Below are 25,911 nucleotides of genomic sequence, written 5' to 3'. Positions count from 1 at the left end.
CGGCTCAGCTCAACGCAGCAGGCGGGGGATGACTTTGCCGGTGGCCGTACGCGGCAACTCCGGCAGGAAGACGACCTCCCGAGGTACGCAGAACCGGGCGAGGTAGTGCCGGACGTATTCGCGTACGGAGTCGGAGTCGAGGCGCTCGCCGGGGTGAAGCACGACGTAGGCGGCGAGACGCTGGCCGAATTCGGGATCGGGTACGCCGACGACGGCGACTTCGCGTACCTGCGGGAGTTGGCCGATCAGTTCCTCGACCGGGCGGGGGAAGACGTTCTCCCCACCCGAGATGATCATGTCGTCAGCCCGTCCATCCACATAGAGCAGTCCATGGTCGTCGAAGTGGCCGAGGTCGCCGGTGCCGAGCAACCCGTTCGGGGTTCCTTCCCGGCTGGAGGTGTAGCCCTCGAAGAGCATGTCGTTGCGTACGTGGATCTGGCCGATCTCGCCGGTCGGCAGTGGATGCCCACTGCGAGATCTGATCTCCACAGTGGTGCCGAGCGGCGGACGTCCGGCCGTACGCGGATCGCGGCGCAGGTCTTCGGGGGTCGCGATGGACACCCAGGACGCTTCGGTGCTCCCGTAGAGGTTGTACAGGCAGTCCCCGTACGCGTCCATGAAGGCGGTCGCGAGTCCACCGGGTAGGGCCGAACCGCTGACGGCGACCACTCGCGGAGTGATGCCGGGTTGGGTGGTCGCTTCCAGGAGACGCTGCACCATCACCGGCACGGCGATGAGGCCCTGGCAGTCGAGGTCGCGAATCGCCGCGATGGTGCTGAGCGGCTCGAACCGGCGTTGGAGGACGACCGTCGCGCGCAGGGCGAGGGCGACCTGCAAGGCGGCCAGGCCCCAGGTGTGAAACAGCGGGGCGGCGACGAAGATCCGGTCGCCGACCTTCAGGGGGATGCGGTCGATCACGCTGGCCAGCGGGCCCAGCCCACCCGGAGTCTTGCGCCGGGCGCCCTTCGGGGCGGCGGTGGTGCCCGAGGTCAGCACGATCAGTCGCCCCGCGCGTACCGGCGGGGTCAGCTTGCCGGGCGGTGCGTCGGCGATGAGCTTCTCCACCGCGACCTCGTTGACGGCCGGTACGCCGGGGATCAGCTCCATCAGGTCGTTGTCGGCGATCACCAGCTCGATGCGCTGGTCGTGCGCGACGGCGTCGATCGCGGCCGCCGACAACGCCGGGTTCAGCAGCACGACTTCGGCACCGAGCGCACAGCCGGCCACCATGGCGGTGATCATCCCGGCGTGGTTGCGGGCCAGCACCCCGACTCGGCCGCCGACGCCGATCCCGTGGCGTACGCGGAGAGCCAGGGCCAGCTTCTCGGCTCGGTCCCACAGTTCGGCGTACGTGTAGCTGCCCTCGGGGTCGATGACCGCGAGCCGATCGGGTGACCGCTCCGCCGCGGCCCGCAGCTCGCCGGCGACCGAGAAGCCCCAGCGCTTGAGCGTCGCGAGCTGCGAGACGATCTTGCCGGGCGGACCCGGGTTGAGCAGTCCCCGCTTCGCCAGCACCCAGAGCATCCGACGCCTCCCACCTGCCGTGTTGATCATGAACCCAGGGTCCGGTTCGCCGGCGTGTCGCCGCCCCGAACCCCTTGATCACATCGGTGTCACCGCGCGAACGTTTCATTACCGATGGGTAACAACATGACGCATGGCGGCGTAGATCACAAGGGGCGACCCATCGCCGCGCGCACCATTGCCGGGAGGCGGCCGCGCGACCGCACGTCCTCCCAGGTGAACCGGACGACGGTGAAACCGGCCGCCATCAGGCCGTTCTGTCGTTGGCGATCGCGATACAGGGCTTCCGGCCGGTCATGGAACTCGGCGCCGTCGGCCTCAGCCACCAGCCGATATCGATGCCAATAGAGGTCGACGCGCCCGAGGAAAGCACCGTCGCGGTCGGTCAGCGACACTTGGAGATCGTCGGGCCCGACGCCCGCGTCCGCGCATCTCAACCGGCCGCGCGTCTCCAACGGCGACTCAGCCCGTCCGTCGACCTGTTCCAGCCATTCCCGCGCGGCGACGGCGCCGCGATGGCGAAAGAGCATCCGCTCGACGAGCGTCAGGTCCGGTTCGGCCAAGAGGCCCGCGTACAGAGCGGCGTCCGCGACCGACACCGCGGTGAATCGGTCCGCGGCCAATAGAAGACCGGCCACCGTTCGCGCCGGCGTCGTGCATCGCATGCCGTCCACAGTGGTCACTTCAGCATCATCAAGTACGCGTTGATGAACGATCACCGCCGCGTCCTGGATCCGCCGCGGTTTTCCGTTTCCGCCCGGAACCGCGAGGTGAACCAGGTCCTGCTGTCCGCTGGGCAGGCCGAAGAGATGGGCGGCACTGGATCCGACGACGACCGCCTGCGGTCCCGTTCCAAGGAGTGCCGCGCGGATGTGTAGCCGGATGTCATCGTCACGTGTCGCCGCAGAGACCCAGACTCGATAGACGCCGCGGAAGATGCGGTGCCACTCGCCGCTGCGGCACAGGCGCTTTACCTGATCCCGGCTGAGCCCCGCGGCGTGACACTGTTCGGCTGTGATCAGCCCGTCCTGGGTTTCGGCGAACGGCTGAACGAGGTCGGCCCACATCATGGGGCGAGCCTCGCGCCCGCTCCGAGGCGGTCGCCAGCGCGTGATCTTGCCGGCTGTGGACAGAGCCGGGCTTGTGGACAAGTGCGCCACAAACCCGGCTCCGTCGCCGCCATCTAATGTTGATCATGAGGTTGGGGGTCTGACACGCCGGGCGACGGGGACCATAGGTTCATGATCAACGCGTCAGCGCAGGGGCAGGCCGGAGATGGCGCGGGCGATGACGAGGCGCTGGATCTCGCTGGTGCCCTCGAAGATCGTGTAGATCTTGGCGTCGCGGTACCAGCGCTCGACCGGGTGCTCCCGGGTGAAGCCGGCTCCGCCGAGGATCTGCACCGCCTTGGAGGTCACGTCGACGGCGACTTCGCCCGCCTTGAGCTTGGACATCGAACCCTCGCCCGCGGTGAACGGGCGGTTGTTGCGGCCCATCCAGGCCGCGCGCCAGACGAGCAGCCGGGCGGCGTCGATCTCCATCTTCATGTCGGCCAACGCGAAGGCGATGCCCTGGTTCTCGATGATCGGGCGGCCGAACTGGACGCGCTGCTTGGCGTAGTCCAGGGCGTACTCGTAGGCCGCGCGGGCGATGCCGAGGGCCTGCGCTCCGACGGTCGGCCGGGACAGTTCGAACGTACGCATGGAGGCCTGGCCGCCGGTGCGCTCGCCGGATCGCGCCCGCGCCAGCCGCTCCTCCAGCCGCTCGCGCCCGCCGAGCAGGCAGGACGAGGGGAGCCGGACGTCGTCGAGGAACACGTCGGCCGTATGCGAGGCGCGCAGTCCCAGCTTCTTCAGCTTCCGGGTGGAGTGCAGACCGGGCGTGCCGGGCGGGACCACGAAGGCGGCCTGGCCCCGGCTGCCGAGCGAGGGGTCGACGGACGCGGTGACGACGTGCACCGCGGCGATCCCGCCGTTGGTGGCGAACGCCTTCTGGCCGTTGAGCACCCACTCACCGGTCGCCTCGTCATACACCGCCCGCGTACGCATGGCGGCGACGTCGGAGCCGGCTTCCGGTTCGGTCGAGCAGAACGCCGCGACCGCCGGGTCGGACTCGGTGCCGAAGCACTGCGGCACCCACTCGGCCAGCTGTTCGGGATCGCCGTTGCCGAAGATCGCCGCGACCGCCAGCGACGTGCCCATGATGGACATCGCGATGCCGGCATCGCCCCAGAACAGCTCCTCGTTGGCGAGGCACATGGACAGCCCGCTCGGGTCCGCCCAGGCGTTGGCGAGGAATTCGAACCCGTAAAGCCCGATCTTCGCCGCCTCCTGGAGGACCGGCCAGGGCGTCTCCTCGCGTTCGTCCCATTCCGCGGCCGCCGGGCGGACGGCGTCGGCGGCGAAGCCGTGCACCCAGTCACGCAGCTCGCGCTGGTCCTCATTGAGGTCGAGCGAGAACTCCACGGTCAGGCCTTCGGGATGCTGAACAGGTTGGCGATATTGGAAGCCAGGGCTAGATCGCCCTTGGCCTTGAGCTTGCCCGTCATGAACATCATGACCGGGTTGCCGTTGCCGGAGACGACCTTGAGGAAGTCCACCGGGCCGACCGTCAGCGCCAGCTTCGGGTCGTGCTGCGGCGTCTCCGACAGGGTGCACGCGCCCTTCGAGATGACCAGCTCATACGTGTCCGCGCCGCCGTCCGGGGCGCCGGTGATGCTCCAGTGGATCACGGCCTCGGTGTTGCCGGCCCGCTCCGGGCGAAACAGCGCCGGCATGCGGCGGAAGATCTCGTCGAGCACCTTCGGCCGCAGGTCGCTGCTCATGACCTCGGCGATCTGCGCGTCCGGCGCGGTCTTGACGAGCTGGGCGAACGCGCTCGGGTCGAGCGACGAGAAATCGGAGAGGTCGAAGTCGGGCATCATGTCCTCCGTCACGCTGAGCTTGATAACTTACTCGCGCGTAACCTTACGCGCGAGTAGGTAAGGTGGCAAGGGTGGGGAAACGACTGCCGCGCAGCGTGCGGGAACAACAGATGCTCGAGGCCGCCGTACGGGTCTTCGCCGAGCGCGGCTTCCACGCCGCGACTATGGACGAGGTCGCCGAGCGCGCCGGCGTGTCGAAACCCATGGTGTACGCGTACCTGGGCACGAAGGACGAGTTGTTCGTGGCGTGCCTGCGCCGGGAAGCCGGCCGGCTGCTCGAGGCGGTCGCCGGAGTGGTCGATCCGCAGCTGTCCGCCGACGAGCAACTCTGGCGGGGATTGCGCGGATTCTTCCGGTACGTCGGAGCGAACCGCGACGGCTGGGCGGTGCTCTTCCGTCAGGCCCGTACGCGGGAGCCGTTCGCGGGCGAGCTGGCCCGGATGCGACGCGGCATGGTCGCAGTGATCGCGGAGAAGCTGGCCGATGCGTTGCGTGCCCGCGGCCGAGACGTTCCAGCGGAGGAACTGCAGACGATGGCGCTGGCCCTGGTGGGTGCGGGAGAGGCGCTGGCGGACCGGCTCGCGGACACTCCGGACGAGGACCCGGAGCGTACGGCGACCCGGCTGATGAACGCGATCTGGCTGGGGGCCGAGCGCCAGCTCGACGGCGAGGTCTGGAAGCCCCAGACCGGATAGTTCTCAGGCGGCGCTGACGGTGACGTTCGCGCTCTGTCCGATGAGGATGCCGTCCGGCACCTTGTCGAACGTCAGCACCACGCTGTAGGTCACCAGGTTGCTCGACGTCACGCCGGTCTGGGCGATCTCGGTGATCTTCGCGGTGTACTCGCCGTCGTGGCCGGGCAGGGCGACCGTGGCCGACTGGCCCATCGTCAGGGCGACGACGTCGGCCTCGCTGAACGACGCCTTGACGACCATGGTGGAGACCACGCCGATCGAGATCACGTTGCTCTTCGCGGTGTCGCCCACCTTGATCGAGACGGTGAGCACCTTTCCGGCGACCGGGGCGGTGATGACGGTGCCGGCCAGCTCCCGCTCGGCTTTCGCCAGCGCCGCGGTCTTCGTGTTCACCGACTGCTTCGCGGACAGGATCGACGAGATGAAGTTCTGCGTTTTGCCGGTGTTGCCGCACGCAGCCGCCCCACCGCCGCTGCCGCCAGTCCCGGACGACGAGGACGAGTAGCTAGCCGAGCCACTCGTGCCGGAGGTGCTGGGCCGGGCGGCCGAGCTCGTGGCGCAGGCCGACGGACTGGCGCTGGCGGACGCCTGGACGGCAGACAGCGCGGCCTTGGCGTCGGCCAGCTCGTCCTCGGCCGTCGCGACCGCCTCCTTGGCGTCGGCCTGGTCGATCCGGGCCAGCTCCTGACCCTTCGTGACGCTGTCCCCGGCCTTCACGGAGACCGAGCTGACCGTGCCGCTGACCGAGAAACTCAGATTCTGCGTGGTGATCGGCTGGACGGTGCCCTTCGCGGTCACTTCGCCGCTGCTCGCCCGTTCGACCGTCTGATCCCCGGCGGTCGGCGTCGGCGTACTGCCGCTCGTGAGCATGATCGTCCCCGTCACGCCGATCGCGACCACGGCCGCGACGCCCGCCACGATCCAACGCATCCGATGTCCTCGCATGGTGCCGCAGTCTCGCCAGGCGTACTCGGGGTGTGCTCGGGGACGCCTCGGAGCAACCTCAAAGCTCTGCGCCGATCAGATCCACACATTCCGAGGTGCGTTTGAGGCTGCGCCGAGCCTCCCCGTAGGTCGTCTCTCGATGCTGCCGGGCGGAGGTGGTCATGAACGTACAGATCAAGCGCACGCTGGGTGGTTCCGTGGCGCTGGTGGTCGCGGCACTCGCCCTGGCGGCCTGCGGCGGCTCAGGTGACGACGCCGGCTCCGGCGGCAACGGCACGGACGCCATGTCGGCGTACCAGAAGTGCTTGTCGGACAACGGAGTGACGTTGCCGAGCAACGGTACGCGCCCGTCCGGTGGCACGCGCCCGTCTGGCATGCCCTCCAACCGGCCGACCGTACGCCCGTCGGGAACGGCGTTCCCCGGTGGTGGCAACGGCTTCCCCGGTGGCAACGGCGGGTTCGTGCCGCAAGGCGTGGACGCCACGAAGTGGGCCGAGGCCCAGGAGAAGTGCTCGTCACTGCGGCCCACCGGAGGTTTCGGCAACGGGCAGGGCAATCCCGGTGGTGGTGGCCAGGGTCGCGATGCGGCGTACCGCAACTGCCTGTCCGAACACGGTGTGACCATTCAGGACGGTCAGCCGCTGAACACCGCTGACACCAAGGTCGTCGCGGCGGAGAAGGCGTGCGCCGTTCTCAAGCCGGCCGCGAGTCCGTCAAACTGACACTTGCGCGACGGCAGTCCTTCGCTACACACTAGGCTCCTGCCCCGACAGGCCCGGTTCCCCCGTGCTGCGCCTGCCGGGGCAGGCTATTTTCCGGCACCGCTTCGGCGACCGCCGACGATCCGGCGTCATCCGTCCGACGCGCGCAGCAGGCTCATCGCCTTCGTGACCGTCCCGTCGACGAGCGTCTTGCCGGTCGACAGGTTCCGGTTGTGGTCGCTGAGGACCGCGATCACCCAATCGTGATCGTCCTCGACGATGCGCCCGATGGAGTTCGCGGCGTACAGGCCGCCCTCGTCGTCCAGATCGACCCAGCCCACCTTGACGTAGACGGCGATGGCGTCCGAGGTCGCGCCCGCGGTCACGCCGAACCGCTGCTCGTCGATGACGTTCGCCATCCAGCCCTGAAGCAACGCCCGGTTGGCGGCCGAGAGCGGCCCGTTCGCGTCGCTGATGGTGCTCATCAGCCGGACCTGGTCGTCGACGGTGGTGGTCGTCATCCCCCACGAGCTACTCGGGGTGGTCTCGGTCAGTCCCAGCGTCTTGTTCGCCGCCACGAGTCCGCTGCGGCCGCCGATCGCCTGGAAGAGCGAGGTCGCCGCGTCGTTGTCGCTGGCCGTGATCGCCGCCTTGGCCCAGGCCTTCTCCTGGCTGCTCAGGCTTTCGCCGTCGGCCTGCCGCTGCAGCATCAGCGCCGCGATGATGTCGACCTTCACAATGCTCGCGGTCTGGAACTCGTCCGAACCGTTGACGCTCACCGAAGTACCGGTCTTCCGGTCGTAGACGGCGATTGCGGCGTCCCCGCCACGAGTGTCGATGTACGCCAGCAGCGCCTTCTCGATCGCGGCGGTGTCGACCGCCGCTGCTCCGCCGGCGGGCGCCCCGTCCGCCGAGTTCGACGGTGACGAGGAGGAGGACCCCGACGCCGAAGAGGGTGACGCAGACGACGTCGAGCTGGGGGTGGTGCTGCTCACATCGGCTCTCGAGGACGGCTTGTGGGCAGTGGCGACGCCTACGCCGAGCGCCGCCACGGCGGCCAGCGAAGCGGCTCCTACTGCGAAGAAGAGGGGTTTTCGGCTTTGCACCCGAGAAGGGTGCCTTGCCCAGCTTGGCGAAGGCTGTGAATCTCGCAGCTCCCTCCGAGGTTCCTCCAAGCTCAGGCGGCTACAACCTTTAGATCCAGGCGAGGTGCTGGTGAGGAGAAGGAACGTGACACACACCGAGGCGGCCGCGCGGTCCACCCGAGTTCTCGTCGTCGATGACGAGCCGAACATCTGCGCATTGCTGCAGGCGACCCTGCGGCTGACGGGCTTCGATGTCCGGGTCGCCGAGAACGGGCGCGACGCGTTGATCATCGCCGAGGAGTTCCAGCCGGAACTCGTCGTGCTCGACGTCATGCTGCCCGACATGGACGGCTTCCAGATCGCGTCCAAGCTGCGCAGCGACGGCCGCGGCACGCCGGTGCTCTTCCTCACCGCGCGCCAGTCGGTGGAGGACCGGATCTCCGGCCTCACGGTCGGCGCGGACGACTACGTGACCAAGCCGTTCAGTCTCGAAGAGGTCGTCCTGCGCATCCGCGCCATCCTGCGGCGCAGCCAGGTCAACTCGCCCTCCGACGACGACGGCGTCTTGCGCTACGCCGATCTCGAGCTGGACGAGGAAGCCCATGAGGTACGCCGCGCCGGCAAGCTCGTCGAGCTCAGCCCGACCGAGTTCAACCTCCTGCGTTACCTGATGGTCAACGCGGGCCGGGTGGTCAGCAAGGCGCAGATCCTCGACCGCGTCTGGAGCTACGACTTCGGCGGCGACGGCCGAATCGTCGAGTCCTATGTGTACTACCTGCGGAAGAAGATCGACAAGATCGATCCGCCGCTGATCCACACCGTCCGTGGCGTCGGGTACGCCCTGCGCCTGCCCCGCGCGGAAGCAGCCTCAGCGTGAGCTCCGGAGACTCAGCATGAAACTGCAGCGTCTGAGGCCGCGGCGGTGGCGTCAATGGACGCTGCGGTCCCGCATGGTCGTGGCGATCGTGTTGCTGGCCGGCATCGCCCTCGCCGTGGTCAATTTCGCCGGTGTGGCCACCCTCAAGAGCTACATGTCGGAGCAGATCGACAAGGACGCCAGGCGCGGCAGCTCGTTCGCCGTGTTCGCCCGCAATCCCGGGCCGGTCGACCCGAACTCCTCGTCCACCGGTGCGGGCGATCAGGGTTCGCCGGGTGGGTTGCCTCGGCCTGAGAACCGGCCCGGTGACTTCTACGGCTCGCGGGAGACCGGTTTCCGCTACGACGCCGACGGCGCGCTGACGACCTACACCTACGTCGACATCAGTGCGATCACGGACGCCGTGTCGTTCCAGACCGTCAAGGGTCACGCCGACGGCACGCCGTTCACCGTCGAGACCTCGGCCGGGACCTATCGCGTAGTCGTCACCTACGACCAGAGCAAGAACGTCTACGGTGTCGGGGCGGCGAAGTACGACCGCGTGGAGCAGACCACCGCAAACCTTCTCGGCGTCGGCCTCGGTGTCAGCGCGCTGATCCTGATCGCGCTGGCCCTCGCCGGGGCGTACGTGGTCAAGATCGGGCTGCGGCCGTTGACGCGCATGGAGAACCTCGCGACCTCCATCGCGAGCGCTGATCCGCCGTCGGGGACCGCCGCCGACTCGCTGGTCGCCGGGCGCGTACCGGACACCGATCCGCATACCGAGGCCGGTCGGCTGGGGCTGGCGCTGAACACGATGCTCGAACGCATCCAGTCGGCGCTGGCCGCCCGCGCGGCGTCGGAGCAGAAGCTGCGGCAGTTCCTCGCCGACGCCTCACACGAACTGCGTACGCCGTTGACCTCGATCCGCGGGTTCGCCGAGTTGTATCGGCGCACGGGGTCCCAGGGTGGTCCGGAGCTGAGCGAGATGATGTCGCGCATCGAGCAGGAAGCCGCGCGGATGGGTCTGCTCGTCGAGGATCTCCTGCTCCTCGCCGCGCTCGACGAGGAACGGCCGTTGCGGGCGCAGCAGGTGGACCTGCTGGCGGTGGCGGCCGACACGATCAGCGACGCCCACGTCCGCAATCCCACTCGGTTCGTGGCGCTGACGTCGTTCGACCCCGTGACCGTGATCGGCGACGACCACCGGCTGCGGCAGGTCGCGACCAACTTGATCAGCAACGCCGTCCGGCATACGCCGGATCATGCGAAGGTCGAGGTCCGGGTGGCCGAGGAACACCTCGCCCTGCCCGAGACCAAGCCGGTCGCCACAGTCGGCGTGAACCTGCCGGCCGGTACGCGAGTCGCCGTCCTCGAAGTCCAGGACAGCGGGCCGGGCGTACCGCCTGAGCATGCCGAGCGCATCTTCGAGCGGCTCTACCGGGCCGACACCGGCCGGGCACGGTCGCAGGGCGGATCGGGACTGGGGCTGTCGATCGTGGCCGCCATCGTGGCCGCGCACGGGGGCCGGGTGGAGCTGTTCACGGCACCCGGCAAGGGCGCGATGTTCCGGGTGCTGCTGCCCCTCAAGGACCTTCCCGCGTAGCATTCCCGCAGTCGGCCGGCGAACGATCCGGAAGACGAGCCCAGGATTCCGAGCTGGCTCCGAGATTCGGCCTAGTCCCCTCCGAGCGCCACCCGCGAGCATGCCGCCATGCGATTCTGGCGACGGCGTACTTTCCTGGTCAACAGCGTGCTCAGCGCGTTGCTGGTCGGTGGTGGCGCGTGGGCGTACACGCTGCTCAACGGGGACGGTGGGGGATCGACGGGCACGTCGACCGCGCGTACCGGCACCGTCGCGCAGGGCACGGTCACCGCGTCGGTCACCGCGAGCGGCACGGTGGCGAGCGCGACCACCATGAACCACAACTTCGTGACCTCGGGCACGGTCACCTCGATTAAGGTCGCCGTCGGCGACAAGGTGACCAAGGGTCAGGTGCTCGCGACGGTCGACGACACCGAGACGGCCGCCACCCTCGCGATGGCGAAGGAGAACCTCGCCGACGCCAAGGAGGCGCTGGCCGACGCGAAGGACGCGTACGACGACGACTCGGACCAGGTCGAGCAGGCGCAGCGATCGGTGACCAGCGCGCAGAACGCGTACGACAGCGCGAAGCGGGCTCAGGACGGCACCACCCTGAAGGCCGGGATGGCGGGCACGGTGACGAGCATGAACGGAACGGTCGGCGGATCCTCCGCCGGCTCGTCGAACAGCACGGGTAACTCGAATTCGTCGAGTAGCGGCTCCAGCGCCTTCATCGTGCTGTCCGACATGGACAAGCTGCAGGTCTCGGCCAGCGTTCCCGAGTCGGACGCGACCCGGCTCAAGCTCAAGCAGACCGCTCAGGTCACCTGGAACGCGCTGGCCAACACGACGGCTGAGGGCCTGGTCACCACGATCTCGCCGACCTCGACGACGAGCGGTGGTGTGACCTCCTACCCGATCGTGATCAGCCTGAACACCGTGCCGACCGGTGCCAAGCTCGGTCAGTCGGTCTCCATCGGCGTCGTGGTGAGCAGGGTGGAGAACGTCCTCTACGTTCCCGCCGCGGCGGTCAAGTCGGCCGGCAACCTCAAGACGGTCACCGTCGTGAACGCCAGTGGCGCTCAGGAGACCCGCACGGTCACGATCGGCGTCGAGGGCGACTCCTACACCGAGATCAAGTCGGGTCTGACCGCAGGCGAGAAGGTTGTCATCGCCACGGTCACGACGGGCGCCAGCACCGGCACGAACCAGTTCCCGGGCGGTGGCCAGTTCCCGGGCGGTGGCCAGCTCCCTGGCGGCGCAGCCGGCGGCGGAGGCTTCCGATGAGCGACGCCGACCAGACTCAAACGCTCTACGCCCTCCGGGAAGTGCCGCTCGGCAAGCCGGTCATCGAGGTCAAGAACCTGACCAAGACGTACGGCGAAGGCGAGGCGACGGTCCACGCGCTGGCCGGGGTCTCCCTGACCATCGAGCGCGGCGACTACGTGGCGATCATGGGATCGTCCGGCTCTGGCAAGTCGACCCTGATGCACATCCTCGGCTGCCTGGACATCCCGACGTCGGGCAGCTACCACCTCGACGGCGTCGACGTCAGCCGACTCAACGACCAGCAGCTCGCTCTGGTCCGCAATCGACGGATCGGCTTCGTCTTCCAGGCCTTCAACCTCATTCCGAGGACGAGCGCTTTAGCCAATGTGGAACTGCCGCTCGCCTATGCGGGCGTCAAATCGGCCCAACGGCGTACCCGTGCATTGGCGGCGTTGGAGATGGTCGGCCTGGGCAACCGCGCGGACCATGACCCGAATCAGCTGTCCGGCGGTCAGCAGCAGCGCGTGGCCGTGGCCCGCGCGCTGGTGAGCCAGCCCGCGTTGCTGCTGGCCGACGAGCCGACGGGCAACCTCGACAGCAAGTCGACGGCGGACGTCCTGGGCGTCCTGGACGAGATCAACCGGGAGGGGCGCACGATCGTGCTGATCACGCACGAGGACGAGGTCGCACACCACGCACGCCGGGTGATCCGGCTGAAGGACGGCGAGATCGTCAGCGACGAGCGGCAACGCCCGGTGGAGCCGGGGAGTGCTCGCGCGAGCCGCCAGGAGTTCGGTCAGCCGGCGACTGCGATGGATGGTGCCGAATGGGCCTGATGGAGATCTTCAAATTCGCCCTGCGGGGCATCGGGGCGAACAAGCTGCGCTCCGGGCTGACGATGCTCGGCATCCTGATCGGCGTCGGTGCGGTGATCCTGCTGGTCGCCGTGGGTAACGGCTCGAAGGTCGCCGTCGAACAGAGCCTGCAGAGCCTCGGCACCAACACGCTGACGGTGAGCAGCGGCCGGGCAGTACGCAGCTCGACCTACAGCACCGATCTGACGCTGTCCATCGTGGAAGCGTTGCAGGACAAGAACGCTGCGCCCGACATCAAGAGCGTCTCGCCGGTGGTGAGCACGTCGCAGACGCTGACCTACGGCGACACCGACCACAGCACCAGCGTCATCGGCACCAGCCGGGACTATCTCGACGCGAACAATTCCAAGATCGCCAAGGGGGAATGGTTCACCGCAGACGATCTGACCGATGCCAATCGCGTACTGGTCATCGGGTCCACCACCGCCGAGGAGCTGTTCGGCACCGAAGACCCGCTCGGCAAACAGGTGAGCGTCGGCGGCCAGATCTTCACCGTGATCGGCGTGCTTTCGGAGAAGGGGTCGAGCGGGTTCAACGACCCCGACGACACCGCGATCGCCCCGATCAACTCCGTCCGCAAGGCCCTGACCGGGTACGGCGCGATCAACTCGATCCTCATCCAGGCGACGACCGCCGACGCGGTGAGCGCGGCTCAGGCCGAGGCGACCGCCATCCTCAACACCAAGATGCACGTCACCAGCACGTCCAACACGCCTTACCAGATCCGGTCGGCCTCGCAGCTGCTCGAGACGCGTACGGCGACGGCGGAGACCTTCACGACCCTGCTCGGCGCGGTCGCCGGGATTTCGTTGCTGGTCGGCGGCATCGGCATCACCAACATCATGATGGTGACGGTCACCGAGCGGACCCGGGAGATCGGCATCCGCAAGGCACTCGGCGCGCCCCGCAGGGTCATCCTGACCCAGTTCCTGCTGGAGGCGACCATGCTCTCCCTGGTCGGCGGCCTGCTCGGAGTGGCGGGCGCGTACATCGGGGCGAACTTCCAGATCACCGGCATCACGCCGGTGATCGTGCCGAGCTCGGTAGTACTGGCCCTGGGCGTGTCCGTCGCGATCGGACTGTTCTTCGGCAGCTATCCCGCCAGCCGCGCGGCCGGCCTGCGACCCATCGACGCACTGCGGTACGAGTAGGAGTTGTTCCAGATGAGCAAGCACAGCGATCAGGTGTCCACACTGGACGACCCCACCGCACCGATCGACGACCTCGCAGTCGGCTTGGCGAAGGCCGAGCGTAAGCCGTGGCTCACCCGCAGCACCCTGATCCTCGGGGGAGCGGTGCTGGTCGTCGGCGGATTCATCGGCGGTCTCCAGGCCGGCGGTGACAACACCGCGACCACTCCGGGCGGAGGCAACGGCCGCGGGTCCTATGGGTTCCCGGGTGGCGGCTACGGCTTCCCGGGCGGCGGCAACTTCGGGCAGCAAGGCGCCACTGGTCAGCAGGGCGGCACGACTTCGCGCAACGCCACCACCGGCAAGGTCAAGCTGATCGACGGCAACACCGTGTATGTCGAGCTGGCTGATGGGACCGTGGTAACGGTCAAGGTGACCGACACGACCAAGGTGCAGTCGTCGTCGACGATCACGGTCAAGGACCTCAAGACCGGCGCCTCGGTCACGGTCCAGGGCCAGACCGGCTCGGACGGCACGATCACCGCCGGGAGCATCACGGCCACGAAATAGGTTTTTTGCTGGCAGATCACGCGGTTATGCATGCTTCCCAACGCGGTTTTGGCAGGCATTTCCGTGATCTGCAGCCAACGGGTACGACAATGAGTGGGTGACCATCCACTCCGAGGATCCGTTCGCCACCCCCGACGAGCTGCGCTCCCCGGTACGCCGATTCCGCGGCCGAATGGCGTCGACCGTCACCCTGTGGACCGCCGGGGCGGGTCCCGTACGCGGTGGGCTGACTGTGTCGTCGGCGGTCGTGGCGGACGGCGATCCGGGCCGGGTGCTGGGCATCGTCGACGACGAGTCGGAGTTCTGGACCGCGGCGGAGCGCTCCGGACGGTTCGTGGTGACCCTGCTCGGGCCGGGCGATCGGCAGCTCGCCGACCGGTTCGCCGGGCTCATGCCCGCCCCGGGCGGGCTGTTCCGGGACGACTGGTGGGTTCAGCGAGAGCACGGCCCGGTGCCCGGCGACGAGCGGACCAGCGCGGACTGCCTGCTCGACGAGGCGCGGCCGTTCGGCTGGGGGCTGCTGGTGGAGGCGACCATCGCGGAGATCCACCTCGGTGCCGCCGCCGAGCCGCTGATCCACCACCGGGGTCGGTACCGCGAGCTGCGGTGAACGGTGTGGCCAAGGTCACTCGGCGCAGCCGGGCGACCGCTCGGCGCAGCCGCCGGTCGCTGCCGGATTCGTCGTTCCGTCCAGGGGAAGGGCCGCCCTAAGGTCCGCCAAACACACTCCCCCAGGCGGTGATCGCAATGACCACGGCTCCACCTCATCTCGATGAAAGTCCCTACGAACGCGCCCAGCAATCGCCCGAGTTCGCCGGGCTGCGGCGTACGCTGCGCCGGTTCGTCTTCCCGATGACGGCGGCCTTCTTCCTCTGGTACGCGCTGTACGTGCTGCTCTCGGCGTACGCGCGCGACTTCATGGGCACGGTGTTGTTCGGCAACGTCAACGTCGCCCTCGTCTTCGGTCTGCTCCAGTTCCTCTCGACCTTCGTGATCGCCTGGCTGTACGCCCGGTTCGCCGACCGGAAGCTGGACGCCACCGCCGAGGCCATCAAGACCCAGGTCGAGGCCGAGATCGAAGGAGGGGCCAAGTGACCAACGCGCGTACGCTCACGATCGTCCTCTTCGTGGTCCTGGTCGCGGTGACTCTCGTGATCACGATCTGGGCGAGCCGGCAGACCCGGACCGCCACCGACTTCTACGCCGGTGGCCGCTCGTTCTCGGCGTTCCAGAACGGCATGGCGATCGGCGGCGACTACATGTCCGCGGCGTCGTTCCTCGGCATCGCCGGCATCATCGCGCTCAGCGGCTATGACGGGTTCCTCTATTCCATCGGCTTCCTCGTCGCCTGGTTGGTGGCGTTGCTGCTGGTCGCGGAGTTCTTGCGGAACGCGGGCCGGTACACGATGGCCGACGTGCTCGCCTTCCGCATGCGGCAGCGCCCGGTACGCTCGGCGGCCGCCGTCTCGACGGTGACCGTCTCGGTCTTCTACCTGATCGCTCAGATGGTCGGCGCGGGCTCGCTCGTCGCCCTGCTGCTGGGCATCAAGCCGGGGCAGACCTTCCTCGGCATGTCGGCCGACACCGCCAAGGTCGCCACCATCCTGCTCGTCGGCGCGCTCATGATCGTCTACGTGGTGGTCGGCGGCATGAAGGGCACGACCTACGTCCAGATCGTCAAGGCGTTCCTGCTCATGGGCGGTGCGATCCTCATGACGATCCTCGTGCTGGCGGCGTACAAGTTCAATCTCTCGGACCTGCTGGGCGCGGCGGCCGAGAAATCCGGCAAGGGCGCGGCGTTCCTGGAGCCGGGCCTGAAGTACGGCAAGGAGGTCGCGGGCGATCCGACCCAGACCTTCTACAACAAGATGGATCTGTTGTCGCTGGGTCTCGCGCTGGTCCTCGGCACCGCGGGCCTGCCGCACATCTTGATCCGCTTCTACACCGTGCCCACCGCCAAGGCCGCGCGCCGCAGCGTCCTCTGGGCGATCGGCATCATCGGCTCGTTCTACCTGCTCACCCTGGCTCTCGGCTTCGGCGCCGCTGCGCTCGTGGGCAGCAAGGACATCGTCGCGCAGGACGCCGGCGGCAACACGGCCGCGCCTCAGCTGGCGCAGGCGCTGGGCAAGCGGTTCCTGGGTGGCGACACCGGCGGGGCGGCCCTGCTCGCGGTCATCGCGGCCGTGGCCTTCGCGACCATCCTCGCGGTGGTGGCGGGTCTGACGCTCGCCTCCTCCTCATCGGTGGCCCATGATTTCTATGCCAATGTGGTACGCAAGGGGCAGGCGTCGGAGCGGCAGGAGATCAACGTCGCACGGGCCTCGGCCTTCGTGATCGGGGCGATCTCGATCGTGCTGGCGATCTTCGCCCAGAAGCTCAACGTGGCGTTCCTCGTGGCGTTGGCGTTCGCGGTCGCGGCCTCCGGCAACCTGCCGGCGATCCTCTTCAGCCTGTTCTGGAAGAGGTTCAACACGGTCGGCGCGACCTCGGCGATCTACGGCGGTCTGGGCTCGGCGGTGCTGCTCGTCGCCTTCTCCCCGGTCGTCTCCAGCCTGCCGACGTCGTGGTTCCCGCACGCCGACTTCGCCTGGTTCCCGCTGCAGAATCCCGGCATCATCTCCATCCCGCTCGGGTTCTTCTTCGGCTGGCTGGGCACGATGTTGTCTAGCGAGAAGGCCGACGACGGCCGGTACGCCGAACTCGAAGTCCGTTCCCTGACTGGGGCGGGGGCGCACTAGGCCCTCGCTGTTCGACGGTGCCCCACCGCCGCATGCCGGGACCGTCGGATAGCTGTCAAGCCGGGTGGTGGACGAAGTGTTCGCCACCCGGCTTTTCGCAGGTCGAACCGGTCGAGAAGGTACGCCGGAGCCGCGTCGCTACCGGTCTTGATGTCGCACGCGTACGTACCCTGATGGCATGGCGAACTCTTCCGGCGGCGTCTACGGCCGCCCTCGCAAGCCGAACGGCGATGATGAAGGCGGCTCGACCCCGCCCGAGCGTCCCCGCGACGGCGGCCGCACCAGCGGCCGGGCGAGCGTGTCCGGAAGCCGGCCCGGCTCCGCGCGCGGTTCCTCCCGTTCGGGGTCGAGCCGCCCGGGCGAGGGCCGCGGCGGCAACGGCGGCTCGGCTCGTCCGGCGGCCGGTGGCACCGGGGGGACCTACGGCCAGCCGAAGCGGAAGATCAAGCCGCGCTGGGGCCGGATCGCCCTGGTGCTGGTCGGGCTCGCCGTCATCATCGGCCTGCTGACCGGCGTCGGCCTTTGGATCTACGCGGCCAACCTCAACGGCAAGCTGAACAAGACCGACCCGTTCTCGGCGATCGTCGGCGATCGTCCGCTGAAGACGGTCGACGGTGCGATGAACATCCTGCTGGTGGGCAGCGACTCCCGGGACCCCGACACCGACATGTCGCAGGCCAGCGCCTGGCGGGCGGACACGATCGTGGTCGTCCACGTCTCGGCCGACCACCAGCACGTGTACCTCGTGTCCATCCCTCGTGACCTCTACGTCTTCATTCCGAAGACGCCGGGCGCGCAATACGGCGACACGTACGCCAAGATCAACGCCGCGTTCGCCTGGGGTGGCCTGCCGATGGCCGTGCAGACGGTGGAGAACTACTCCGGCGTACGCATCGACCATGTGGTCTCGATCGACTTCGGCGGGCTGAAGGAGGTCGTGGACGCCCTCGGCGGAGTCGACATGTACGTCGATCGCACGATCAAGTCCATCCACAAGCCGTTCCGGACCTTCGAGAAGGGCAACCGGCACTTCAACGGCGCAGAGGCGCTGGACTACGTCCGGCAGCGCAAGCAGTTCCCCGACGGCGACTTCGCCCGGATGCGCCATCAGCAGGCGTTGCTCAAGGCGATGCTCGACAAGGCGACCAGCGCCGGCGTGATGGCCAACCCCGGGAAGCTGAACGACTTCCTCCAGACGCTGACGAAGGCCGTGACGGTCGACAAGGACTTCGCGTTGACCGATATGGTGCTGCAGTTCCGCAGCATGAGCAGCGACAAGTTGACCTTCTTGACCAGCCCGAACCTGGGCAGCGCGATGCGCGACGGCGAGTCTGTCGTGCTCTCGGACAAGACCAAGGCGCTGGCCCTCTACGACGCCATGTCCAAGGACACGATGGACGCGTACGTGAAGGCGAATGCGACAAGTTCCCCATCTGCTTCCTAGAAGTGTTCAGCGGGCTTCAAGGCGGACTCGGCCGAACGGCGCGACTTTCTGCGCAACTGCCGTAAGTCGCCCCATATCGATCTTCATGGGGTGGCGAACCGCAATACAGCTTGTCTATGGTGATCGGCCAGTGGCCTCGGCCGGGCCGCGGGAACAACCGAGCTAGGGGAGTCGCATGCCGTCGAAGACCAGTAGCCGACGCGCGTCGGCGGGGAGTAGTCGTTCCGGCGACGACTCCTACGGTTACGACTCCTACGGCCAGGACTCCGCGCGCGGCGAGTCCGGGCGGGCCGGGAAATCCGGTGGGCACAACCTGAAGCCCAAGAAGAAGAAAAAGGTCCGCAGCCCGCTCTGGTCGAAGCTGGTCATGGCGCTGGGCGTGGTGGTCACGCTGCTCGGGTTCGGCGGGGTCGCCGCCGCGAAGTCGCTCATGGGCGACCTGACCAGCTCCATCGAGACCGGATCGGTGGCCGAGGACGGGACCAAGGTCCAGGCTCAGGACGCGCGTACGGCGCTGAAGGGTCCGATCGACATCCTGATGCTCGGTCTAGACACCCGGCAGGGCTGGGCGGACAACACCTCCCGAGCCGACACGATCATCATCCTGCACATTCCGGCGACGCACGACCAGGCGTACCTCATCTCGATCCCGCGGGACGCCGAGGTGGCCATTCCCAGCTGGAAGAAGGCCAACTACAACGGCACGGCACACGACAAGATCAATGCCGCGTACTATTTCGGCTCCCAGCACAACCAGGGCTGGCAGGGCGGCGCCGGTCTGATGAAGAAGACCGTCGAGCAGCTCACCGGGCTGAAGTTCGACGGCGTCGTCGTGATCGACTTCGGCGGCTTCAAGAACGTCATCCAGGCGATGGGCGGCGTCTACATGTGTGTGGAGCGGGACACCTGGTCCAGCCACTACATCAAGAACAAGAAGGGCGAGCCGGAGTACTACAGCTACAGCGGCGACCACAAGCTGTCCAACAGCTGGATTCACAAGAAGGGCTGCCGGAACATGGCGGCCTGGGAGGCGCTGGACTACTCGCGGCAACGCTACGGCCTGGACAACAGCGACTACGACCGGCAGAAGCACCAGCAGCAGCTGCTGAAGTCGATGGCGAAGAAGGCCACGAGCGCCGGCATCATCACCAATCCGGTCAAGCTCAGTGAGCTGATCAAGGCGGCCGGCTCCTCGCTGAAGATGGACACCAACGGCGTACCGCTGGACGACTTCATCTTCACGCTGAAGGCGCTCGCCGGGTCCGACCTGATCGCGCTGAAGACCAACGCCGGCACGTACGCTCATTCCGAGTACGGCACCGGTGAGGGCATCACCGAGGGCACCAAGGACATGTTCAAGGCGGCGGCCGACGACCAGCTCGGCGACTTCATCACGGATAACCCGGAATACCTGATTCCGGACAAGAGCGGGCAATAACGGCTCTACGTCGGAAAAGTTACGCAATTCGCCATCTGGGCGCGGGCTCTCGTCTTAACCTGAACGCGAGAGCTCGCCCGAGCACTCGTCCGAGCCCAGATTGGACGTCCGACCGTGCCATCGCACCGCTCCGATCTCCTGCTGCGTCGATGGCCTCTCGTCATCGCCGCTGCCGCGGTCCTGACCTTCCTGCTCGGCGTCGGCGGCGCGGCCGCAGTCCGGCTGATGATCCACCGCTACGACTCCAGCGTCACCCGGGGTGACCTGCTGTCGGCCGTCTCCCGGCCGGACGAGACCGGAGTCGATCCCCGCGTACGCTTCCGGCAGACGGTGCGCGGACCGCTGAACTTCCTGCTGATCGGGTCGGACAAGCGCGCCTGGTCGCCGGACGCGGGCGAGCGCTCCGACACGATCATCATCGCGCAGGTTAACCAGGATCTGACCAAGGTCAGCCTCATCTCGATCCCACGGGACCTGCTCGTCGACATCCCGGCCAACCGGGCTCTGGGCTTCGAGGGCGGCAGCGACAAGATCAATGCGGCGTTCTCCTACGGCCACGGCGGCGACACCGGCGTCCAGCTGCTCTCCGCCACATTGACCCGGCTGACCGGGGTGAAGTTCAACGGGGCCGCGATCATCGAGTTCTCCGGCTTCCGGAAGGTCATCGACCTGCTCGGCGGCGTCGACCTCTGCGTCGACCACGCGGTGCAGTCGATCCACACCGGCAAGCACTTCAAGGTCGGGTGCGTACGCATGAACGGCGCCGACGCCCTCGACTACTCCCGGCAGCGCTACGGACTGCCCGACGGCGACTACGACCGTCAGCGGCACCAACAGCAACTGCTCAAGGCGATCTTCCAGCGGGCCGGCGACAGCGGGCTGGCGTACAACCCGCTGAAGCTCGACCAGCTCATCCGGGCGGTCGGCAGCACACTGACGGTCGACACCGGCGGTGTGTCGCTGACCGACCTCATGTTCGGCCTGCGCCGGCTCGGCCCGGACGACCTGACCGGGATCAAGGTGCCGAGCTATCCCGACATGGTCGGCGACGTCTCCTACGTCTTCCTTTCGGGCGAGGCGCCCAGCCTGTTCACCGCCCTCCGGGCGGCCGACCTGCCGACCTGGGTGACCGCCCATCCGAAATGGGTCAACCCGCTCTAGGGCGGCTAGCCTGGAGCGGTGCGTATTCCAGTGATCGACGCCGGTCAGCTGCCGGCCGACGCGTACCTGCTCGACGTCCGAGAGCCCGACGAGTGGTCGGCCGGGCACGCTCCGGGCGCCGTCCACCTGCCCATGATGGAGATCCCCGTCCGGCTGGCTGAGATTCCCCAGGAAGGCGACGTCGTGGTGGTCTGCCGCTCCGGCGGCCGATCGGGGCAGGTCGTGGCGTACCTCCAGCAGCAGGGCTACGACAACGTCGTGAACCTCGACGGCGGGATGCTCGACTGGGCCGCCGCCGGCCGTCCGATGGTCAGCGAAGACGGTCAGCCGGCCCGGGTGCTCTAGTGCGCGCAAACCCCTCAGAGATTCCCCTGGTCATCGCACATCGTGGGGCGTCGGCGGCGTACCCGGAGCACACTCGGTCGGCGTACGAGAAGGCGTTGGCAGACGGCGCGGACGGCCTGGAGTGCGACGTGCGGCTCAGCCGAGACGGACATCTCGTGCTTCTTCACGACCGCACGCTGGACCGGACGAGCGACCACCGCGGACCGGTCTCCCAGCGCTCGCTCGCGCAGCTGCGCGGCGTCACCTTCGGCGGGGAGCCGATCCTCACCCTCGACGAGCTGATCGAGATCGCCCAGGGTGCGGGCCGTCCGGTCCGCCTGCTGATCGAGACCAAACACCCCAACCGCTACGGCAAGGCCGTCGAGTTCCGCCTGCTGGCGCTGTTGCGCAAGCACGGCCTCGACCGGCCTCGCGACGACGCTCCGGTCCAGGTCACCGTGATGTCCTTCTCTCCCTTGGCGGTACGCCGAGTGCGCGCGCTCGCTCCCGCGCTGCCGCGCGTGCAGCTGATGGACCTGATTCCACCGGGATTGAAGCCGAGCCGCCTCCCGTTCGGGGCCCGGATCGCCGGTCCGGGGCTGGAGTTGGTCCGCCGCCGCCCCGACCTGGTACGCCGCCTCAAAGCGCAGGGCAACGACATCTACGTCTGGACGGTGAACGAGCTGCCGGACGTCGACCTCGTCCGCAGTCTCGGCGTCGACGCCATCATCACCGACCGGCCGGGTGAGGTGCGCTCACATCTTGGGGTGTAGCGCTCCCACTCCGCGCGGGGCAGGATCTACGAAGTGGACCCCCGCTCCCGAACCCTCCTGGCCGGCCTCACCGAGATGCTGGAGAAGGTCAACTCGGGTGGCGCCGGGTTGCCCGCGATCGGGGATCTGATCCGGGCGGTGCAGGCAGGGCTGGGCGCGCAGGGCCTGGCCGCCTCGGAGTACACGATCAACGACGGCCGCGTCATCGCAGCTCAGGGACTACTGGCCCCGTTCGTGGGCATCCGGTTCGACGGCATGACCGACCACGCCAAGGCGGTCCGCTCAGGCCCGGGCGTGCACGAGTTCGACGTGGCCGACATCCAGCCGATGGCCAAGCAGCACCTGGGCGGGTTCGGGATCCGGCGGCTGGTCGTCGCCTCGGCCGAGGCCGACGGCCGGGTGGTCGGCAATCTGGTCGCGGTCTTCGGCGCGGATCACCCGCTGCTCGAACCCGAGGACGAGACGCTGATCATGCGGCTGGCCGGGTCGGTCGCCGCGCACCTCTACACCGACCGCGTCGGCCTGCCGGTGCTCGGCGACGGCGAGATGGTCGCGGCCCCGGGCGGGCGCGAGGTCTCCGAGCGTGGGCTCTTCATCGCGATGGCCAGCCACGAGCTGCGCACTCCGGTCACGGTCATCAAGGGGTACGCCGACACCCTGACCGATCACTGGGACGCCCTCGACACCCGCTCGCGGATGGAGGCGATCCGCGTCATCGGCCAGCGCTCGGGCGAGCTGGCCCGGCTGGTCGACCGGCTCCTGACCAGCAGCGTAGGTGGGGTCGGCGAGGTGCATCCGGCGGCCTTCGACCTGACCGAGGCGCTGCGCGGAGCCGCCGCCGACCTTCCGGCCCACCTACGCCGACGGCTCTCGGTGGCGCTGCCGGGCAGCCTGCCGGCGGCGCTGGGCAACCGGTCGGACATCGTCACGGTGCTGACCGAACTGGTGACGAACGCCGACAAGTACTCCGGTTCGGCCGAGCCGATCACGCTGACCGCCGGTCAAGACGGCCGAACCGTCTACTTCCGGATCTCCGATCGGGGCATCGGCGTTCGGCCGGAGGAAGTCGAAATGGCGTTCGAGCGCTACTGGCAGGGTGGAGATCATGGCTCGGCGCGCCGACCGGGTGTCGGGTTGGGTCTCTACCTCGTCCGAAAGACTATTGAACGACAAAACGGTTGGGTGTCCTTACGTCCACGGGACGGGGGAGGTACGGTCGCAGAGGTACGACTGCCGCGAGGGGACCGGTGAGGGTCCAGGGAGGCATGAGCGTGACGATGGCCGTCGCTGAACGGGCTTGGTGCGTGGTGGTGCCGCACCACGCGCAGGGAGCTCAGCAGGCACGTCACCGACTCGCCGCCGAGCTGGCGAGCGTACTTCCCGCGGCACTTCTCTCCGACGTGGTGGCGGTCGTCGCCGAACTCGTCGGCAATGCCGTTCGGCACGCCGGGCCGCTACCGGGCGGTGTCGTCCGGGTCGCCTGGCGCGTACGCGACTTCGGCGGGGTCAACGCGGTCGAGGTCCGGGTGACCGACGGCGGCTCGACGGTCGCCCTCCCCGCTCCCCGGATCGCCGGCCCGGAAGAACTCGACGGCCGGGGGCTCACCATCGTCGAGGCGCTCGCCGACCGATGGGGCGTCGAGAAGGATGGGCTCGGCCAGAGCGTCTGGGCCGAGCTCAGCTGACCCTCAGGCGATCGACCCGGGCGGAACCAGCCATTGCGTCGGCTGCTCGGTTGCCTCGGCGATCGTTTCGAAGTCCCGGTCGTAGTGCAGCAATGTCAGCCCGTTGAGCTCTGCAGTGGCTGCCACGAGCAGGTCGATCGGTCCCGCCGACCGATGCCGGCCGATCATCGTGAGCTCTTCCTGGATCTCCTGGGCCCGCCGGGGGACCGAGTCCGGCATCAGAACGCTCGGGTACGCGTTCCGGATGCGGGAAAGCTTGCGCCGGCGGTCGATGATCGATCGAGCCGAGTACAGGAACTCCAACTCGGTTACCGAGCAGATGTTGACGTGGCCGTTGGCGATGTGGTCAGCCCACGCTTCATCCAGCGATTCGTCGCGCTCCAGGCGGGCCAGCGCGCTGGTGTCGACGAGATAGTGGGTGGTCATTCGAGCGGCGGAAGCTTCGGGCGTGGCCGGTAGTTCTCCTTGTCGAGGAGCATGTCGAAATCGCCACGCTTACCCATTTCCCGCAACTCGTGGAACGCCTTCAATCGTCGTTCGCGCGCGGAGACCTCGCGCAGGGCGGTGTTGACCGTCTCCTTCTTGCTCGTTGTGCCGAGGATCTTCGCGGCTTGTTCAAGCGCTTCCTCGTCGACATCGATGAGAACCTTGGCCATGGGCGCCTCCCGACCGGGGCGGGCGGACCTCGGGGATATCCCCGATATCCGAGCTGTATCGCCAGTATATACGAACTCGGGGGTTCGTAGGATGGTCGCGTGAGTGCTCCGAAGATTCCGAACGTGCTGGCCTCCCGGTACGCCTCCGCCGAGATGACGGCGATCTGGGCGGCCGAGGAGAAGATCCGCGCGGAACGCCGGCTCTGGCTGGCCGTCCTGCGAGCTCAACGGGATCTCGGAGTCCCCGTCCCGGACGGCGTCGTCGAGGCGTACGAGGCCGTCGTCGACCGGGTGGACCTGGCCTCGATCGCCGAGCGCGAGCGGGTGACCCGGCACGACGTGAAGGCCCGGATCGAGGAGTTCAGCGCGCTCGCCGGGCACGAGCACATCCACAAGGGGATGACCTCGCGCGACCTGACGGAGAACGTCGAGCAGCTACAGATCCGGGACTCCTTGCGGCTCATCCGGGACCGGATGGCCGCCGCGCTAGTCCGGCTCGGCGCGCTCGCGGTCCGCTATGACGAGCTGGTCATGACCGGCCGCTCGCACAACGTCGCCGCTCAGGCGACCACACTGGGCAAGCGATTCGCGAGTGCGGCGGAGGAGCTGCTGATCGCCTTCGACCGGCTCGAGGACCTGCTGCGGCGGTACCCTCTCCGCGGGATCAAGGGCCCGGTCGGCACCGCCGCCGACCAGCTGGACCTGCTCGACGGCGACGCCACGAAGCTCGCCGAGCTGGAGCAGTCGGTCGCCCGGCACCTCGGTTTCGAGCGGGTGCTCACCAGCGTCGGCCAGGTCTACCCGCGGTCGCTGGACCTCGACGTGCTGTCGGCGCTGGCCCAGGCGGCGGCCGGGCCGTCGAGCCTGGCCACCACGATCCGGCTGATGGTCGGCCAGGAGCTGGCGACCGAGGGCTTCAAGCCGGGCCAGGTCGGTTCGTCGGCGATGCCGCACAAGATGAACACCCGGTCGAGCGAGCGGATCAACGGGCTCGCCGTGATCGTCCGGGGCTACCTCTCGATGGTCGGCGAGCTGGCCGGGGACCAGTGGAACGAAGGCGACGTCTCCTGCTCGGTCGTCCGCCGGGTGGCACTGCCGGACGCGTTCTTCGCCCTGGACGGGCTGTTCGAGACCTTCCTCACCGTGCTCGACGAGTTCGGGGCGTACCCGGCGGTCATCGATCGCGAGCTGGAGCGGTTCCTGCCCTTCCTCGCCACGACCAAGATCCTCGTCGCCGCCGTACGCAAGGGCGTCGGCCGCGAGGTGGCGCACGAGGCGATCAAGGAGCACGCCGTCGCGGTGGCGTTGGCGATGCGCGAGCGGGGCCAGGCGGTGAACGACCTGTTCGACCGGCTCGCGGCTGATTCGCGGCTCGGCCTGACCCGCGCCGAGATCGACGAGCTCGTCAAGGACCGGGCCGCCTTCGTCGGCGCGGCGGGCGCCCAGGTGGCTGAGATCGCCCGGCAGGTCGACGCGATCGCCCAGCGATATCCGCAGGCGGCGGCGTACGCCCCTGGCGCGATCCTCTAGGGGC

26 protein-coding genes and 1 pseudogene are annotated in these 25,911 nt (G+C 68.2%); 19 read left to right on the top strand and 8 right to left on the bottom strand.

Going from position 1 to position 25,911, the window contains the following annotated elements:
- Positions 1 to 9: 9 nt before the first annotated feature.
- The 4 genes from HOV77_RS00670 to HOV77_RS00655 all read right to left on the bottom strand — a co-directional run bounded on the left by HOV77_RS00670 (position 10) and on the right by HOV77_RS00655 (position 4,444).
- On the bottom strand, positions 10 to 1,554 hold the full coding sequence (locus HOV77_RS00670; protein WP_290855913.1) for an AMP-binding protein: 1,545 nt from the start codon (positions 1,552 to 1,554) through the stop codon (positions 10 to 12).
- A gap of 116 nt (positions 1,555 to 1,670) precedes the next feature.
- Positions 1,671 to 2,594, bottom strand: coding sequence for a type IV toxin-antitoxin system AbiEi family antitoxin domain-containing protein (locus HOV77_RS00665; RefSeq protein ID WP_290855907.1), 924 nt, complete (start codon positions 2,592 to 2,594; stop codon positions 1,671 to 1,673).
- 183 nt (positions 2,595 to 2,777) lie between these two features.
- Positions 2,778 to 3,989, bottom strand: coding sequence for an acyl-CoA dehydrogenase family protein (locus HOV77_RS00660; protein WP_290855905.1), 1,212 nt, complete (start codon positions 3,987 to 3,989; stop codon positions 2,778 to 2,780).
- A 2-nt stretch (positions 3,990 to 3,991) separates the two neighbouring features.
- Complete coding sequence (locus HOV77_RS00655; RefSeq protein ID WP_290856159.1) at positions 3,992 to 4,444, bottom strand: SCP2 sterol-binding domain-containing protein; 453 nt, start codon at positions 4,442 to 4,444, stop codon at positions 3,992 to 3,994.
- A 113-nt stretch (positions 4,445 to 4,557) separates the two neighbouring features.
- Here HOV77_RS00655 and HOV77_RS00650 point away from each other — a divergent pair, with 113 nt between their 5' ends.
- The gene (locus HOV77_RS00650; protein ID WP_290856157.1) at positions 4,558 to 5,142 is read left to right on the top strand and encodes a TetR/AcrR family transcriptional regulator; all 585 of its coding nucleotides are present in this window, start codon (positions 4,558 to 4,560) and stop codon (positions 5,140 to 5,142) included.
- Between the two features lie 3 nt (positions 5,143 to 5,145).
- Here the strand turns inward: HOV77_RS00650 and HOV77_RS00645 are convergent, their stop codons facing one another.
- Entirely contained in the window at positions 5,146 to 6,072 is a 927-nt protein-coding gene (locus HOV77_RS00645; protein ID WP_290855903.1) for an HlyD family efflux transporter periplasmic adaptor subunit, read from the bottom strand.
- 176 nt (positions 6,073 to 6,248) lie between these two features.
- Here HOV77_RS00645 and HOV77_RS00640 point away from each other — a divergent pair, with 176 nt between their 5' ends.
- Complete coding sequence (locus HOV77_RS00640) at positions 6,249 to 6,809, top strand: hypothetical protein (RefSeq protein WP_290855901.1); 561 nt, start codon at positions 6,249 to 6,251, stop codon at positions 6,807 to 6,809.
- A 128-nt stretch (positions 6,810 to 6,937) separates the two neighbouring features.
- Here the strand turns inward: HOV77_RS00640 and HOV77_RS00635 are convergent, their stop codons facing one another.
- Positions 6,938 to 7,894, bottom strand: coding sequence for a serine hydrolase (locus HOV77_RS00635; RefSeq protein ID WP_290855899.1), 957 nt, complete (start codon positions 7,892 to 7,894; stop codon positions 6,938 to 6,940).
- A 124-nt stretch (positions 7,895 to 8,018) separates the two neighbouring features.
- Here HOV77_RS00635 and HOV77_RS00630 point away from each other — a divergent pair, with 124 nt between their 5' ends.
- From HOV77_RS00630 to HOV77_RS00555, 16 genes and pseudogenes are all read left to right on the top strand, one after another.
- Entirely contained in the window at positions 8,019 to 8,750 is a 732-nt protein-coding gene (locus HOV77_RS00630) for a response regulator transcription factor (protein WP_290855897.1), read from the top strand.
- A 16-nt stretch (positions 8,751 to 8,766) separates the two neighbouring features.
- On the top strand, positions 8,767 to 10,335 hold the full coding sequence (locus tag HOV77_RS00625) for a HAMP domain-containing sensor histidine kinase (protein ID WP_290855894.1): 1,569 nt from the start codon (positions 8,767 to 8,769) through the stop codon (positions 10,333 to 10,335).
- Positions 10,336 to 10,443: 108 nt separating this feature from the next.
- Positions 10,444 to 11,601 carry an efflux RND transporter periplasmic adaptor subunit gene (locus tag HOV77_RS00620; RefSeq protein ID WP_290855887.1) on the top strand — a complete coding sequence of 386 codons (1,158 nt, stop codon included), beginning with the start codon at positions 10,444 to 10,446 and terminating at the stop codon, positions 11,599 to 11,601.
- Positions 11,598 to 12,419, top strand: coding sequence for an ABC transporter ATP-binding protein (locus tag HOV77_RS00615; protein ID WP_290855881.1), 822 nt, complete (start codon positions 11,598 to 11,600; stop codon positions 12,417 to 12,419). The genes HOV77_RS00620 and HOV77_RS00615 overlap by 4 nt, the downstream gene beginning before the upstream one ends.
- A complete protein-coding gene (locus HOV77_RS00610) occupies positions 12,410 to 13,609 on the top strand; it encodes an ABC transporter permease (RefSeq protein WP_290855878.1) in 1,200 nt (399 codons plus the stop codon). The genes HOV77_RS00615 and HOV77_RS00610 overlap by 10 nt, the downstream gene beginning before the upstream one ends.
- Before the next feature lie 12 nt (positions 13,610 to 13,621).
- Positions 13,622 to 14,158 carry a DUF5666 domain-containing protein gene (locus tag HOV77_RS00605; protein WP_290855876.1) on the top strand — a complete coding sequence of 179 codons (537 nt, stop codon included), beginning with the start codon at positions 13,622 to 13,624 and terminating at the stop codon, positions 14,156 to 14,158.
- Positions 14,159 to 14,261: 103 nt separating this feature from the next.
- A pseudogene (locus tag HOV77_RS00600) lies at positions 14,262 to 14,768 on the top strand (flavin reductase family protein); the annotation flags it as partial.
- A 137-nt stretch (positions 14,769 to 14,905) separates the two neighbouring features.
- On the top strand, positions 14,906 to 15,253 hold the full coding sequence (locus HOV77_RS00595; RefSeq protein ID WP_290855871.1) for a DUF485 domain-containing protein: 348 nt from the start codon (positions 14,906 to 14,908) through the stop codon (positions 15,251 to 15,253).
- A complete protein-coding gene (locus tag HOV77_RS00590; protein ID WP_290855869.1) occupies positions 15,250 to 16,896 on the top strand; it encodes a cation acetate symporter in 1,647 nt (548 codons plus the stop codon). The genes HOV77_RS00595 and HOV77_RS00590 overlap by 4 nt, the downstream gene beginning before the upstream one ends.
- A 178-nt stretch (positions 16,897 to 17,074) precedes the next feature.
- On the top strand, positions 17,075 to 18,340 hold the full coding sequence (locus HOV77_RS00585) for an LCP family protein (RefSeq protein ID WP_290855866.1): 1,266 nt from the start codon (positions 17,075 to 17,077) through the stop codon (positions 18,338 to 18,340).
- A 175-nt stretch (positions 18,341 to 18,515) separates the two neighbouring features.
- Positions 18,516 to 19,778: an LCP family protein gene (locus HOV77_RS00580; RefSeq protein WP_290855858.1), complete on the top strand. Its 1,263-nt coding sequence runs from the start codon at positions 18,516 to 18,518 to the stop codon at positions 19,776 to 19,778.
- Positions 19,779 to 20,003: 225 nt separating this feature from the next.
- Entirely contained in the window at positions 20,004 to 20,939 is a 936-nt protein-coding gene (locus HOV77_RS00575; RefSeq protein WP_290856154.1) for an LCP family protein, read from the top strand.
- Between the two features lie 18 nt (positions 20,940 to 20,957).
- Complete coding sequence (locus HOV77_RS00570; protein WP_290855854.1) at positions 20,958 to 21,284, top strand: rhodanese-like domain-containing protein; 327 nt, start codon at positions 20,958 to 20,960, stop codon at positions 21,282 to 21,284.
- Positions 21,284 to 22,036, top strand: a complete 753-nt coding sequence (locus HOV77_RS00565; RefSeq protein ID WP_290855852.1) for a glycerophosphodiester phosphodiesterase family protein — start codon at positions 21,284 to 21,286, stop codon at positions 22,034 to 22,036. The genes HOV77_RS00570 and HOV77_RS00565 overlap by 1 nt, the downstream gene beginning before the upstream one ends.
- Before the next feature lie 75 nt (positions 22,037 to 22,111).
- Positions 22,112 to 23,287, top strand: a complete 1,176-nt coding sequence (locus HOV77_RS00560) for a HAMP domain-containing sensor histidine kinase (protein ID WP_290856152.1) — start codon at positions 22,112 to 22,114, stop codon at positions 23,285 to 23,287.
- A 14-nt stretch (positions 23,288 to 23,301) separates the two neighbouring features.
- Positions 23,302 to 23,721, top strand: a complete 420-nt coding sequence (locus HOV77_RS00555; protein WP_290855849.1) for an ATP-binding protein — start codon at positions 23,302 to 23,304, stop codon at positions 23,719 to 23,721.
- Between the two features lie 3 nt (positions 23,722 to 23,724).
- Here HOV77_RS00555 and HOV77_RS00550 read toward each other — a convergent pair whose 3' ends face one another.
- Both HOV77_RS00550 and HOV77_RS00545 read right to left on the bottom strand, forming a co-directional pair.
- A complete protein-coding gene (locus HOV77_RS00550; protein WP_290855847.1) occupies positions 23,725 to 24,147 on the bottom strand; it encodes a PIN domain nuclease in 423 nt (140 codons plus the stop codon).
- Complete coding sequence (locus HOV77_RS00545; RefSeq protein ID WP_290855845.1) at positions 24,144 to 24,377, bottom strand: type II toxin-antitoxin system VapB family antitoxin; 234 nt, start codon at positions 24,375 to 24,377, stop codon at positions 24,144 to 24,146. Before HOV77_RS00545 ends, HOV77_RS00550 begins: the two co-directional genes overlap by 4 nt.
- Positions 24,378 to 24,476: 99 nt before the next feature.
- Between HOV77_RS00545 and purB the strand changes: the two genes are divergently transcribed.
- Positions 24,477 to 25,907: an adenylosuccinate lyase gene (purB, locus tag HOV77_RS00540; RefSeq protein WP_290855843.1), complete on the top strand. Its 1,431-nt coding sequence runs from the start codon at positions 24,477 to 24,479 to the stop codon at positions 25,905 to 25,907.
- The last annotated feature ends 4 nt before the right edge of the window (positions 25,908 to 25,911 follow it).

It is taken from the genome of Hamadaea sp., from assembly GCF_013362815.1.
Classification (GTDB): domain Bacteria; phylum Actinomycetota; class Actinomycetes; order Mycobacteriales; family Micromonosporaceae; genus Hamadaea.
This window is presented reverse-complemented; position numbering and strand designations above follow the sequence as displayed.